This window comes from Salinimicrobium sp. CAU 1759 (genome assembly GCF_054482715.1).
In genome coordinates this window covers 1,173,267-1,186,236 of record NZ_JBTLRK010000001.1, presented here as the reverse complement: position 1 = coordinate 1,186,236, position 12,970 = coordinate 1,173,267, and the positions used below count along the sequence as shown (strand labels likewise).

The 12,970-nt window shown below is 43.2% G+C and carries 12 protein-coding genes; 2 read left to right on the top strand and 10 right to left on the bottom strand.

What is annotated here, in order from left to right:
• Positions 1–258: 258 nt before the first annotated feature.
• The 10 genes from ACXYMT_RS05395 to ACXYMT_RS05350 form a co-directional block, all read right to left on the bottom strand.
• Positions 259–822: a DUF4256 domain-containing protein gene (locus ACXYMT_RS05395; protein ID WP_459058061.1), complete on the bottom strand. Its 564-nt coding sequence runs from the start codon at positions 820–822 to the stop codon at positions 259–261.
• Between the two features lie 70 nt (positions 823–892).
• Positions 893–2,353 carry a serine hydrolase gene (locus ACXYMT_RS05390; RefSeq protein WP_459058060.1) on the bottom strand — a complete coding sequence of 487 codons (1,461 nt, stop codon included), beginning with the start codon at positions 2,351–2,353 and terminating at the stop codon, positions 893–895.
• Between the two features lie 97 nt (positions 2,354–2,450).
• A complete protein-coding gene (locus tag ACXYMT_RS05385) occupies positions 2,451–2,990 on the bottom strand; it encodes a helix-turn-helix domain-containing protein (RefSeq protein ID WP_459058059.1) in 540 nt (179 codons plus the stop codon).
• Positions 2,991–3,137: 147 nt separating this feature from the next.
• Positions 3,138–3,617, bottom strand: a complete 480-nt coding sequence (locus ACXYMT_RS05380; protein WP_459058058.1) for a hypothetical protein — start codon at positions 3,615–3,617, stop codon at positions 3,138–3,140.
• A 165-nt stretch (positions 3,618–3,782) separates the two neighbouring features.
• Complete coding sequence (locus ACXYMT_RS05375) at positions 3,783–4,388, bottom strand: transposase (RefSeq protein ID WP_459058057.1); 606 nt, start codon at positions 4,386–4,388, stop codon at positions 3,783–3,785.
• A gap of 142 nt (positions 4,389–4,530) precedes the next feature.
• Positions 4,531–5,340 (bottom strand): alpha/beta hydrolase, encoded by an 810-nt coding sequence (locus tag ACXYMT_RS05370; protein WP_459058056.1) that lies wholly within the window; start codon positions 5,338–5,340, stop codon positions 4,531–4,533.
• An 86-nt stretch (positions 5,341–5,426) separates the two neighbouring features.
• The gene (locus tag ACXYMT_RS05365; protein ID WP_459058055.1) at positions 5,427–5,882 is read right to left on the bottom strand and encodes a nuclear transport factor 2 family protein; all 456 of its coding nucleotides are present in this window, start codon (positions 5,880–5,882) and stop codon (positions 5,427–5,429) included.
• A 485-nt stretch (positions 5,883–6,367) separates the two neighbouring features.
• Positions 6,368–7,342, bottom strand: a complete 975-nt coding sequence (locus tag ACXYMT_RS05360) for an amidohydrolase family protein (protein WP_459058054.1) — start codon at positions 7,340–7,342, stop codon at positions 6,368–6,370.
• 163 nt (positions 7,343–7,505) lie between these two features.
• Positions 7,506–7,877 carry a VOC family protein gene (locus ACXYMT_RS05355; protein ID WP_459058053.1) on the bottom strand — a complete coding sequence of 124 codons (372 nt, stop codon included), beginning with the start codon at positions 7,875–7,877 and terminating at the stop codon, positions 7,506–7,508.
• A 189-nt stretch (positions 7,878–8,066) separates the two neighbouring features.
• A complete protein-coding gene (locus tag ACXYMT_RS05350; protein WP_459058052.1) occupies positions 8,067–8,663 on the bottom strand; it encodes a hypothetical protein in 597 nt (198 codons plus the stop codon).
• Positions 8,664–8,909: 246 nt separating this feature from the next.
• On the opposite strand from ACXYMT_RS05350, the gene ACXYMT_RS05345 reads away from it, so the two are divergent.
• Together ACXYMT_RS05345 and ACXYMT_RS05340 are read left to right on the top strand one after the other, a co-directional pair.
• Positions 8,910–12,188, top strand: a complete 3,279-nt coding sequence (locus tag ACXYMT_RS05345) for an amidohydrolase family protein (RefSeq protein ID WP_459058051.1) — start codon at positions 8,910–8,912, stop codon at positions 12,186–12,188.
• Positions 12,189–12,546: 358 nt separating this feature from the next.
• Positions 12,547–12,912 (top strand): DUF6122 family protein, encoded by a 366-nt coding sequence (locus tag ACXYMT_RS05340; protein ID WP_459058050.1) that lies wholly within the window; start codon positions 12,547–12,549, stop codon positions 12,910–12,912.
• The last annotated feature ends 58 nt before the right edge of the window (positions 12,913–12,970 follow it).

The following is a 12,970-nucleotide window of genomic DNA, read 5'->3' as shown; positions in this document are numbered from 1 at the left end:
AAATTATTAAACCTCGTTATTGGTAAATTGATCAAAAGCTCACAGGAGGAGCAATTAAGTGGCCAGGGAGTGGTAAAGATTCTTTAGAAAAAAGCTGAATTCTTGCTGACAATTTTTCTCAGTCACGGAGTTACGAGGTTCAGCCTTTATACTTTTATAGAGTGATCCTTTTATTCCTTTGATCTCAAAACCAGAGATTTTAAGAGGTGCCAAAAATGTCATTTTTGAATAGCTTTTCCTTTATGTCTTCTGAAGCTTTCATACCACCAAAACACCCCGAAATCCCCTGGCTGCATAATAGGATTCTGCTCCATTATGGTAGATAAAGACTCGCCCAAAGCGATGATCTCCAAAAATAGCACCTCCCAGCTCTCTTACTTCCACGGGTGTTTTTAACCAACTGGAGGTTTTAGCATCAAAGGTGCCGAGCTGCTGTAATTTCCTGTACTGCTCTTCGGTGAGCAATTCAATTCCCATATTAGCAGCAAGCTCCCCAGCGCTGTGCTTGGGAGGGAATTTCTTCCTGGAGGCGAGGGCTTCAGCATCATAACAGACACTGCACCGTCCTTTCGGACTTTCAGCAGAACAATCATAGAAAATTATGGCTCCCGTCTTTTCTTCCACTCCCACCACATCTGGCTCTCCGCCTGTCCTTTCCATCTCGTGAAGCGACCACATCCCAGCAGGATTGGATCTTAATCTGGATTCCACTATATCCCATTTTAGTCGCTCATGCCGACTTACATTTTGATTAAAACGGGACTTTAAAACTGTAAGCAGTTCCTCCTGCTGTGCGGCTGAAAGCTTCTTATTTTCTGCCATTTCACAAGTCTTTTTTATTATGGGTTATATTAAAGGTAGTTAAAAATGGCATTTTAGAAAATTAGTTTTTCTACCTCCTGTCCCACAATTCCTTACCCAGGTAGAGTCGGTTAGTAAGCAGCTCTTCATGGATCTTGTCAACATTCTCGCCATTCAAAAAGATCAAATAGCCATTTTTAGATTTAGGGAACATGACCGCCAGGGTACGCACCCCGGGATCGCCACCAGTGTGAAGCAGGGCGTATTCATCTCCGGAAAAGCCGGTAAGGATCTCCCAACCTAATCCAAAATAGTCGTTCTCCTTTAGCTTCACCTGCCGGCTCTGCATTTCCTGAAATAGATCATCTGATAGTTCAGCACCGTTGATGACGAAGCTCAAAAATCTTCCGTAGTCTTCAACAGTGGTCAGCAGGTTTGCGGCTGCACTGGCCCGGTAATATTTTTTGATTGGGATCAAATTCCCCTCTTCGTCAAAATTCTGTGCATACCTGCTTTCATCCATAGCTTCATCCCACCAAAATCGGGTGTCGGTCATTCCTGCAGGAGAAAACACATGTTCATCAGCCAGTTGTTCGATGCTTTTGTCAAACTTACTTTCCATGGCCTTTTTGAGGTATTCAAAGCCTTCACCCGAATATTGATATTTACTTCCGGGGTCGAATTCGAATGCCAGCTTTTCATTTTCAATTAAATATCTCCAGTTAGGAAACCCGGTTTGGTGGGTTAGTACAAGTCTCGGCGTCAAAAGTTTATGCCGCTCATCCTTTCGTACATCGGGATCTGTCCAGTATAAATGCAGGGGTTCATCCAGGTCCATCAAACCTTTATCGATCAACCTAAGAGCAGTAACGGCCACAACAGGTTTGGTGAGTGATGCCACTTTAAAGATTGTGTTATAAGGCGCCGACTTTGTTTTATCCAAAGTTCCGTAGACCTCAACTTTAGTGAGTTCCCCGTTTTCAATGATCCCAAGGCCCAATGCAGGAACCTTGTTTTCCTTTAAAAGCTGCTCAATTTGCATTCTTGCACCTGTAGAAGCGGGTTCTCCATGGTCGTAGCTCAGGACCTCGGCAAGCCTCCAGATTCCGTCCTTTAGCCTCCATACGTGTGTAAATTTTGCAGTCCCTGTCTGCACCTCCGCTTTCCCTCTTTCCCGCAGGTAAAAGTGATGTACGCCCTTCTGAATTGCAGCATATAACTTTCCGTTCTCGTACATCGGAAAAACTTCCAGGCTGTTCGCATCTACTTTTCGTATAGGTTTTACCGCTGCACCTGAACATAAATTTTTCCTCGTGTTCTGCAAAAATGTTTTCCTGTCCTGGTAACCTCCCTGATCGTGATAAAATTCGAGGTCATCTGTAATATTATTTTCCAGATATTCCAAATCACAGAGATTGAAAGTCCGCTCAAAAAAGATACTATCCCGCTCTTTTAAGGTGCGGAATAATTCTGAAGCTTCATCCACTTGTGAGTAGCTGTTAAAGATTCCGGCTGCAACAAATAGCAGGCTGAAAAGAAATCGGTATTTCATAAGAATTGATTTTTAGCAAAGGTGAAAAGTTTCAGCCTTTAAAGCTGAAGATCCTCCCGCCAATTACCCGCCAATCTGCCGCCAGCAAGGGTTTAGCTTAAATGATATTGAAGTTGATCTTAATACGCAGCCTTTGCTTTTTATCGATTTCTGCTGCGTTGATAAGAATAATGAAGACGTTTGAAAGCACCAGTACGATCATCATGATCAGGGTAGAATCGTTACTCCATCCAAAGGAGCTCTTCATGAAATTGAACAGCATAAAAATGATGAAGGCAGAGATACTCCAGAAGATCTGCAGGGAAACAATCTGTCTTGTCAACGGATTAAATTCCTTTGCGAAGAACATAATGATCAGCGGCAAGATGATGTTAGCCGGTGGGAATATCGTAACCGGCAAAGAAGAAAAGTTAATGATCTTAACCATCCCGAAGTTAAGCTGCCCTGGAGCTTCAGTTCTTTCGATCAACTCCTCCTCTTTCACCTGCAGCGAGGCAGACAGCATTTTGAGAGTCTGGCCCTTTGGATCTGTACCCGATTCTATCCGCTGAATTGTCCTTACTGAAACTCCCGATCTTTCTGAAAGCTCCTGCTGGGTAAGGTGCTGTTGTTCTCTAATGGATTTAAGCCTGGACATTATTATATGGGCACAAATATTCTGAAGGACAAGATATATATTTTTTCGAGGACGTGGGGATGGCAGCTTAGACCCAAGGCGCTAAAAGTTCTGTCTCCAAAATTTTCGGATACAAATTCACTGAACTTTTGCCCTACCCTTCCCGCTTCACAGCACGTCCATCCTGTCTTTTAGCTTTTTTGAAAGATCCTTTTCATTTTGAAAGGTCATTGCGGGATCTTCACAGATGCTCAATGCCTGCCGCCCCAGCCATTGTTCGTAAGGCTCAGTCTTAATTGTTGCAAAAGGCATCCACTCCTCTTTTTGTTGCTCCATAAATTCCCCGCATAGCACATACTGAAAATTCTTACCGGAAGTGATCTGATAACCTGCTCTCACCTTCCGGAATTCTAGTGGTTTGCTCAGCTGGCTTGCGTGAAAGTCGGTGGCTGCAAAATCGAGCAACAAGGTTGTTATGGAATCGGGTATGGAATTTCGCACCTCGGTAGAAATTTCTGTTTCTAAATTTTCAGCGACTTTCTCCGGTTTATTCGCTTTAGATTCACAGCTCATAAAAGCTATTGTACAAGCTATCACCGCAAAAATTTGCAGCAGCTTCACCCGATTACAAGATCCCCTGGTTTTCATATTTCTTTCAGCTGCATGTTTAGAATGAGCTGCTTCTAAAGGTAGTTTAAATGGAAATACGAATTATAAAGATGAATTCATAAGTACGAGGTTAGAAGTTTTCTAATTTCGGAATCTGAATTATTAAAAGATGATCCAAAAAAGCGATTTTTAGCAGGTCCTGTTTTAGAGAAAATTCTGTTCAGGAAAGAATTTGTCCTCTTTCCAATGCATGGGATTTGTCTGTATGTAATTTGATATTCTTTCGTATGATTTCTGATTCCTGATAATATGGTCGTAAAAAAGAGGTTGCCAGGCGAATTTAATATCGAGTCGATTCACATGTTTTGTTACGGCCGATTTGTATGAACCAACAATGGATGAAATGGTATTTTTCCCCTGATTTTGGAAACGCTTTTGACCTGTTGTTTTTTCAGTTATCGGTAGATGTAGGTCCAAGGCATGCCTTGGACCTACATCATCAACATTTATTTTATCTGTTGTCCACGGCGGTTTATTATCCAACAGAATAATGATCCCATGGATATGATTAGGCATTACCACAAATTCCCCCAGTTCCACATTTTTCGCATGATTCGGTATTTCGTGCCACAACACATCCGCAACAAGACCCGTTCCTGATAAATTCATCTTAGCATCCTGAATTTTCCCAAAAAAATTTTCCCTGTTCTTGGAACATATAGTAATAAAATATGCAGCATCCCAGCCGTAATCCCAATGCTGCAGACGTATTGATCCATTCCTGAATTTATTCTGAAATTTTGCTGACATTCCTTAAATTTTCTATTTACAAGCCACAGGTGTTTCTAAATTTAGTCAAAAATGCTGTTGTGAATCTGAATTTACAACTACGTTTCAGTACAGAGGTTTTAAAATTTGCTTTTTGAAAATTTTAAAAAGAGGATTTATTAATTCAATACCTCTCCAGGATTTCAGCGATCTTCCTCCGGTACTTTTCAGTATTCAAAAGGTTGTTGTGTCCTAAACCTTTTAAGGTGATCAAAGTATCTTCGGGTTTGAAATGTTTCTTTAGTTTGAGGGAAGAACCGTAATACACGATTTCATCCTCATCCCCGTGCAAAATGATTACGGGAACATCGGCTGCAGCTATGTATTTTCCGGTTTCAAATTTGTACCTAATGAGAAACTGAGGAAAAAGACTGAACGGAAACAGCTTTTTTGCCAGGTCGGGCAGGGAATATGGCGGTGCCTGCAGGATAAGGAGTTTCGGGTGGTTCTCTACAGCCAATCTGGCTGCCATTCCCGAACCTATCGAATGCCCCAGCACAATGATGTCATCTTCGGGATATTCTTCCTTTAGTTTATCATAGAGCGTCTGCATATCTTCATGCAGCTGCGCTTCACTTTCTATAGCTCCCCCACTTTTTCCGTAGCCGCGGTAATCGGGAATAAAGACATCGTAATTATTAGCTGTAAAAGTTTCGGCTACAGAACCCCAGCCTTCCAGAGAACCCGCGTTTCCGTGCAGGTAAAATATGAGGCCTTTAGGATCTTCAGTTGTAAATAACAGGGCATGCAGCTTTGTTCCGTCCTGCATTTCCACATATCGCTCTTCATAATCTTCGTAATGTTCAAAGATAAAATCCTCTGCCAGCCTCTGCGGAAAAAAGATCATTTTCTCCTGAAAGAAGTACAGCAAAGCGCTGATAAGTAAATAAAGAACCAGAAGAACTGCGAAAAAAGTGAACAATTTTGATTTCATTTTGAGCAAAAGCCTGAATCAAAAGATACAGAATTTTACGGGAGAAATCTTTCCCACGGCTAAGCCAAATAACTATTGTTAATTGATCAATGAGTATTGCTAACAGTAGAATGCAGCATCTGAAGTTTCCAGCCGTCTCCCGTTTGAATTGCAGTTGCACTTTCTATCCAGTTGATCTCCCTTACAATCTCCTCCCCTTCCCTGAATACGGCTTTATTATGGTAGGCCATCCATGCCATTCTACCTTCGATTTTGATCTCGATAAAGTCGAAATAATTTAGACGTTTTACGGCCGAATTCCTTTCTCCGGATCTTTTAACATAATTCCTCATCATGTTCATATCCCACACCTCGCCGGTTTCCAAAAGCAGAAAATCATTGGTTAGGTAAGTATCCAGCGCCTGCGGCTCAAAATCTGAAAATATCTCCTGAAAGGTATTTTCAATAAGTTGCTTGAGCTGGTCGTAATCTGACTCAGCTGAAGTCTGTGCGGAGGCAACGGTGGTTATCAGGATGACTGCGAACAGGAATAGGTTTTTCATTGTAAGTGGAGTTTAAAGGTGTCAAAAATGACATTTTGAAGTCAGTCTTTAATAGTACTATATCAGAAATTGCGACCTAAGGATTAAAGAGAATCTGAATAATAATACTTAAGAAAATAATAATTTCTATAATAACCAATCGGAATCTTAGTCCAACAGCAATAGCTCCCAGAAATCGTTTTACACTGGGATGAAAACAAGAAGTCAGCTCCACATTCACTTTATGTCGCGGTCCCAGCTCCAATCCCGAAGAGAAAGGAATGTGCATGAAAACTCCGCTCTCATTGATAGCCTTATTGGATGCAAATACTTAAAGGATCCACTTGAACCTCCTAATCCTAATTTCCGCATATGGTGTCACATAATCATTTGGAATTTTAGAACGGCCTTTCCCGCCAGAGAGAAAAGGCATTGGCAGTTAATCTATCTCCGGTTCCTTAGCTCCTGATAAGCCTCTATCCATATTTGAGAGAATATATGCGGCATTAATGCTTTTCATCCTGGATCTTCCCTTCCTCTTCGGCAGTTCCCGGTTTAAGAAACCGCAGTGCATTATTATAGAAGATGTCCTGTTTTTGTGCTAAACTTAAAAATGGAGCCTGCTGTATAGCTTCCACGGCTGCACCAATTTTTTCGGGCCATACCATTTGATCTGAACCAAACATTATCCTCTTTTCAAGTCCGGCCTTGACCAATGCCTCCAAATGTTCATAAAAAGCTGCACGGGGAATAACCCAGGTAATTGTCGAGACATCTACATAGAGCTGTGGATACTGGTACATCATGGCGATCATTTCTTCAGTATAGGGATATCCTGCATTTTCTACGAACATTCTTAGATCGGGATATTTCTTCAGCACATCTTCCAGCAACAAAGGATTCCCGGCAGCCGATCTAAAATGATCTGTGTATGGTCCAATCCCGGCTGTATGAATAAGTACAGGGATGTCATAATCTACTGCCATTTTAAAGAAAGGATCCAATGCGGCGTCATTTGGTGCAACCCCTGTTAATTGAACCCCGATCTCCCCCATTCCTTTAAAAAGACCCCGTTCGTATTTTTTCTCAAGTTCGACGAGCAGGGAGTCTTTGGGCTGCAGGATAAAAGGAGAAGCAATAAAACGTTCTGAGGCGGATCTTTTCCATTCCTGCACAGCCTGCCAGTCTATACCACTTAAAAATGCCCGGGTAATATTATATTGATCCATTGCCGCTAAGGTTCTTTCCATAAGCTCCTTAGGATCCACTACTGCCCCACCATCACCTTGACAAGGCTCCGGCCGACATAACGAGGGGCTTCCCTCGGGAATTTCGTGGGGCAACCCGGTGTGCATATGCATATCGATAATAGGTCCAGTATATCTTGTAGAATCCTGAGGTGTAGAGTTCTGAGCAAAAATCCATTCCCCACCTATAAGATAGATCAATAGACCTATAAGGAGGTAAACCTTGCTTTTCATAGCCTGAAATTTACGTAGACAACGAACTACAAAGTTATTGAAATTCAGTCAATTACAAAAACACATCAGTTAAGACTGACTGGGAAAAAAAGCTTTAAAAGAAGGTGAGAAATACCTTTTTTGGAAGTAAAGATTTCAGAGATCAAAAGTGATGTATCCGACTTTAGCGATGTTGATCAACAAGGATTATATTTCCATCGGGATCGGTGAGCATAAGACTACCGGGACCCGAAGAATTCTCATCTGCTTCCGAGAGCAGGGGTATGTTATTAATCTTTAAATGCTTTTGAATTTCCCGCACATCATCAAAATCTGGCAGATTTTGGGCATTTTCATCCCATCCCGGATTGAAAGTAAGGATGTTACCCTGAAACATTCCCTGAAAAAGGCCAACCAGTCCATTTCCATTTTTCATGATGAGATAGTTCTTTTCTGTGCTTCCGGCAAAAACCTCAAAGCCAAGAGACTCGTAAAATTCCCTGGAAACCTGGAGGTCTTTCACGTTTAGGCTGATGGAAAATGCTCCTAATTTCATAATTGACCGGGTTTTAAAACATAATAGTTTGAAAGGTAGTCAAAAAAGTCATTTTTGGGCAATTATATTTTCGCCTGTTCCTATGGCTCGGGGCGATTTAAAATCAATGCAATCCCGGCAACTGAACACTTCTGAAGAGAATACCAAATTAAATTGATTTCCACCAAAGTGGCATCTAAGCTAGTACAGCTAATAATAACTTACCGGGATCCTTAGTCCAACAGCAATGGCTCCCAGAAATTGTTTTACACTGGGATGAAAATAAGAAGTCAGCTCCACATTTACTTTATGTCGCGGCCCCAGCTCCAATCCCAAAGAGAAAGGAATGTGCATGAAAACTCCGCTCTCATTAATGTTGGTATTGGATGTAAATACTTCAAAGGATCCAATTGAACCGTCTAATCCTATTTCTGCATATGGTGCCACATAATCATTTGGAATTCTAAAACGGCCTTTTCCACCAAAAAGGAAGGCATTGGCAGTTGATTTGTCTCCCGGTTCCTGTGATCCCGACAAGTCTCCCTCCATTTTTGCGAGAATATATCCGGCATAAGGCTTTACATCGATCCACTCATTTATATTGCGAACATATTCTCCCTGCGCATAAAGTCCAAGCCCGAAATAACCTAGCTCATCATAAGGCACACTCATTCCTAAACCTATGGAGATGTCAATCTCCTCGGTATAATATTGCGCCTGAGCTTGGGTCAATGTAAAAAAAGCAAGTATAATTAAAAGTGTTCTCTTCACGATGTTGAAACTGTCCTTGTTCAGCAACTCGACCACTTTTTGGATGCAGAAGGGGGTAGCGGAGTTATAGTTCGAAAATATGAATTTTTCTTTTAACTATTAGATTGATTTAAAAGGTTTGGGGATAAAGGTTTTCGTACCCGCGTAAAGAATAATCTTGGGGTGCATTCTAATAAGATTTTGAGACATTCAGAAAAATCGGGTTCCTTCAGCAGCAATGGTAAAAGCCTCAAAAAATCCCTATATTTAGCGCTCTTAAAGTTTTAACATCAAGTGAAATTTATGATCTATAGAAAACTATTGGCATTAGTACTTCTAATGTCCACTTCTGTCTTGTTTGCGCAGGAAAAAGAAGAAAAAGACAAAAAATGGGATGTGAATGATCCCTATACCGATGACTGGAACATCAAGGAGGTCACCCTCAACACCGATGAAGGCACCTGGATGAACCTGGACGTGAGCCCCGATGGAAAGCAGATCGTTTTTGACCTTTTAGGGGATATATACCTCATGCCTATCAGCGGCGGGAAAGCTACCGCGCTTACTAGTGGTATGGCCTATGACGTGCAGCCGCGTTTTAGTCCCGACGGAAAAAGGATCTCCTTCACCAGCGACGCCGGAGGCGGAGATAACATCTGGATCATGGATGTTGACGGCAGTGATGCAGAACAGCTTACAAAAGAGAACTTCAGGCTGCTCAACAATGCGGTTTGGATGCCCGATGGTAACGCACTTGTTGCCCGTAAGCACTTCACCTCCGGCCGTTCCCTTGGTGCCGGCGAAATGTGGATGTACCACATAGGTGCAGGCGATGCGGGAATTCAGCTGGTGGAAAAGAAGAACGAGCAACAGGATATCAACGAGCCAACAATTTCGCCCGATGGTCGTTACCTGTACTACAGCCAGGATGTGTATCCGGGAGGGGCATTTCAGTATAACAAGGATCCTAACAGCCAAATCTACGTGATCAATCGTTACGATTTTGAGACCGGCGAGATCGATCGCGTCACCGGCGGACCCGGTGGTGCAGCCAGACCACAGGTATCACCTGATGGAAAGAAGCTGGCTTTCGTGAAGCGGGTGCGCACGAGTTCTGTTCTTTATATCCATGACCTGGAAACAGGGGAAGAATGGCCCGTAAATGATGAGCTGAGCAAGGATCAACAGGAAGCCTGGGCGATCTTTGGAGTCTATCCCGGCTTTGGCTGGATGCCTCATAGCCAGGAGCTTGTTTTCTGGAGCCAGGGAAAGATCAAGAGAGCTAACATTGAGAATGCGAAGGTTTCTGAAATTCCGTTCGAGGTGAATAATACTATCAAGATCGCCGAAACGCATCAGGTGAAGCACAAGGTGTTTTCAGAGGAATTTAATCCGAAGGTGATTCGTCACGCGGTAACTTCGCCTGACGGAAAAACCCTGGTCTTCAATGCCGTAGGTTACCTGTGGAAGAAAAGCCTGCCAAATGGAACTCCGGAAAGGATCACCAATGCTGAAGAATTTGAATTCGAACCCAGCTTCTCGCCCGATGGGAAGAGCATAGTATATGTAACCTGGAGCGACGACAATATGGGCGCTGTGAGAACTATTGGCCTTAACGGAAGGAATTCCAAAAAATTAACTGCCGAAAAAGGCATTTTCAGGAACCCTTCTTTTTCCAGCGATGGCCGCATGATCGTCTTCAACAAGGAAGGCGGAAACTCTGACCTGGGAAGGACCTTTACCAAGAATCCAGGGATCTACCTGATGAGCGCTTCCGGAGAGAATGTAAGGCAGATCAATGATGAAGGAGAATTTGCGATGTTCAATGCCAATGATGACCGTATTCTGTTCCAAACGGGAGGATATTTGTTCGGAAATCTTACAAAGAGCCTGAAGAGTGTCGACCTCAACGGTAAGGATGAGCGCATCCACATGGAATCCAAGTACGGTGGTCGTCTCGTGCCAAGCCCCGACAATAAATGGGTAGCTTTCAGTAATCTGCATAAAGCCTATGTAGCTCCGCTAGTAATGACCGGCAAGGCTGTGGAAATTGCGCCCGGTAGTAAGACCGTTCCTGTGAGTCAGCTGGCGAAAGACGCGGGGATCAACCTGCACTGGTCTAACGACAGCAAGAATGTGCACTGGACCTTAGGAGACGAATATTTCACCAATAAAATCACCGAGCGTTTTACCTTTTTAGAGAACTCAGTAGATTCCATTCCGCCAATCACCGAGCAGGGAACGAAGATTGGCTTAAAACTGAAGACCGATGTGCCTTCAGGACAAATCGCTTTCACCAACGCCCGTATCATCACCATGAACGGGGACGAAGTGATCGAAAACGGTAGTATCGTAGTTGAAGGTAACAAGATCGTGCAGATAGGGAATGCTTCCGAAGTAAATGTGCCGAAAAATGCAAAGATTTACAACGTTCAGGGTAAGACCATCATGCCGGGAATGGTAGATGCGCACGCTCATATTGGAGCTTTTCGATATGGATTAACGCCGCAGCAGCACTGGCCAGCCTTTGCGAACCTCGCCTACGGAGTTACCACTGCACATGATCCTTCTGCGCTAAGTGAGACCGTCTTTGGAATGGCCGAACTCATTAAGAGTGGAGAAATGGTGGGACCACGCCTCTACTCCACCGGGATCATCCTTTATGGAGCTGAAGGAGATTTTAAGGCGGAGATCAACAGCCTTGAAGACGCAAAATCTGCACTTAGAAGAACAAAGGCTTTTGGAGCGACTTCAGTAAAAAGTTATAATCAGCCGCGCCGCGAGCAACGTCAGCAGGTGATGCAGGCTGCCAAGGAACTCGACATGAACGTGGTTCCTGAAGGGGGAAGTACTTTCTTCCACAACATGAACATGATCATAGACGGGCATACCGGAATCGAGCATAACATTCCAATTGCACCTGTTTACAAGGATGTCAAGACGCTTTGGGGCAATAGTAATACCGGCTACACGCCAACCCTTATCGTAAACTACGGCGGGATCAATGGGGAATATTATTTCTACGACAAACACAATGTATGGGAGAATGAAAAACTTTTGGAATTCACTCCGCGGTCAGTTGTTGATTCCCGATCAAGACACCGTACAAAACTGCCTGATGAAGAATACGAGCATGGGCCAATCTTAGTTTCAGAAACCGCGAAGGAACTATCGGATGTCGGAGTAAAAGTGAACATGGGAGCCCACGGACAATTACAAGGACTGGGAGCTCACTGGGAGCTATGGCTGATCCAGATGGGAGGCATGAGCAACATGGAAGCCCTAAAAACAGCAACCATCAACGCTGCCGAATATATTGGTCTAGGTGACGAAATAGGTTCTCTGGAAGAAGGAAAACTGGCCGATCTTATAGTTCTTGAGGAGAATCCGCTGGAGGACATTCAAAATACAGACTCCGTTATCTACACCATGGTGAACGGAAGACTTTATGATGCTAATACAATGAACGAAATTGGAAACGAGCCGAAAGAGAGGCTTGATTTCTACTGGGAAAACAACCGCTATAATCCTTCTTTTGGATGGCATGAGGAAGGACATGCGCATGGATGTATGGCGCATTAGTCGGTAGTCGATAGTCCGTAGTTGATAGACGGCAGAAATTGAAAGCCGGGATCCTTAGGGTTCCGGCTTTTTATTTGGGCTAAAGCCCCATAAAATATATAATATTTCAGTCCCCTGAAGGTAGGGGCAATTCATTTTTGAAACATGAATTACCTCCGAAGGCAGGGAAATTCATTTCTAAAACATGAATTGCCTCCGGCTTCAGCCGGAGATTTAAAAAAAAATCAACAAAAAGGGCTTTAGCCCAAACTTTCCCATTCCCTAACCTGACCTATAAAGATGTAACTTTGGACCCAATTTTGAAACCGGCATTTTACATAGACCGGATCTTGAACATTAAACTTTAAACCTTGAACAATTGTTGCAAACAATTACTCATTACTTCCTCCACTTCCTTTTCATAGGTGCTATTGCTTACTGGTATGACAGGAACAACTGGAAGAAATACTGGTTGATCCTGCTGGCGACAATGTTTGTGGACCTGGATCATTTGCTGGCGACTCCAATTTTTAGCCCGGGGCGCTGCAGCATTGGATTTCATGTGCTGCATTCGGAATATGTGATTCCGCTGTACTTTTTGGGTGCTGTTTTTATAAAGCACAAGATCATCCGCCTCATCATGATCGGTCTGGCTTTTCACATGATAACAGATTTTATCGATTGTTTGTGGATGTATAGCGATTGTGACGGCTGCAGTTCGAAAGAAATTTTCAGCGGAATTTAAAACCGTCAAAGCGCCGGGAGAAGTGTCAGTTAATTAGTTCCAAAAATGGCATTGTAGC

What these genes read in the sequence shown, in the direction of transcription:
- ACXYMT_RS05375 (WP_459058057.1), bottom strand. Translation starts at nt 4,388, where the DNA reads ATGTCAGCAAAATTTCAGAATAAATTCAGGAATGGATCAATACGTCTG.
- ACXYMT_RS05380 (WP_459058058.1), bottom strand. Translation starts at nt 3,617, where the DNA reads ATGAAAACCAGGGGATCTTGTAATCGGGTGAAGCTGCTGCAAATTTTT.
- ACXYMT_RS05345 (WP_459058051.1), top strand. Translation starts at nt 8,910, where the DNA reads ATGATCTATAGAAAACTATTGGCATTAGTACTTCTAATGTCCACTTCT.
- ACXYMT_RS05390 (WP_459058060.1), bottom strand. Translation starts at nt 2,353, where the DNA reads ATGAAATACCGATTTCTTTTCAGCCTGCTATTTGTTGCAGCCGGAATC.
- ACXYMT_RS05370 (WP_459058056.1), bottom strand. Translation starts at nt 5,340, where the DNA reads ATGAAATCAAAATTGTTCACTTTTTTCGCAGTTCTTCTGGTTCTTTAT.
- ACXYMT_RS05360 (WP_459058054.1), bottom strand. Translation starts at nt 7,342, where the DNA reads ATGAAAAGCAAGGTTTACCTCCTTATAGGTCTATTGATCTATCTTATA.
- ACXYMT_RS05365 (WP_459058055.1), bottom strand. Translation starts at nt 5,882, where the DNA reads ATGAAAAACCTATTCCTGTTCGCAGTCATCCTGATAACCACCGTTGCC.
- ACXYMT_RS05395 (WP_459058061.1), bottom strand. Translation starts at nt 822, where the DNA reads ATGGCAGAAAATAAGAAGCTTTCAGCCGCACAGCAGGAGGAACTGCTT.
- ACXYMT_RS05385 (WP_459058059.1), bottom strand. Translation starts at nt 2,990, where the DNA reads ATGTCCAGGCTTAAATCCATTAGAGAACAACAGCACCTTACCCAGCAG.
- ACXYMT_RS05355 (WP_459058053.1), bottom strand. Translation starts at nt 7,877, where the DNA reads ATGAAATTAGGAGCATTTTCCATCAGCCTAAACGTGAAAGACCTCCAG.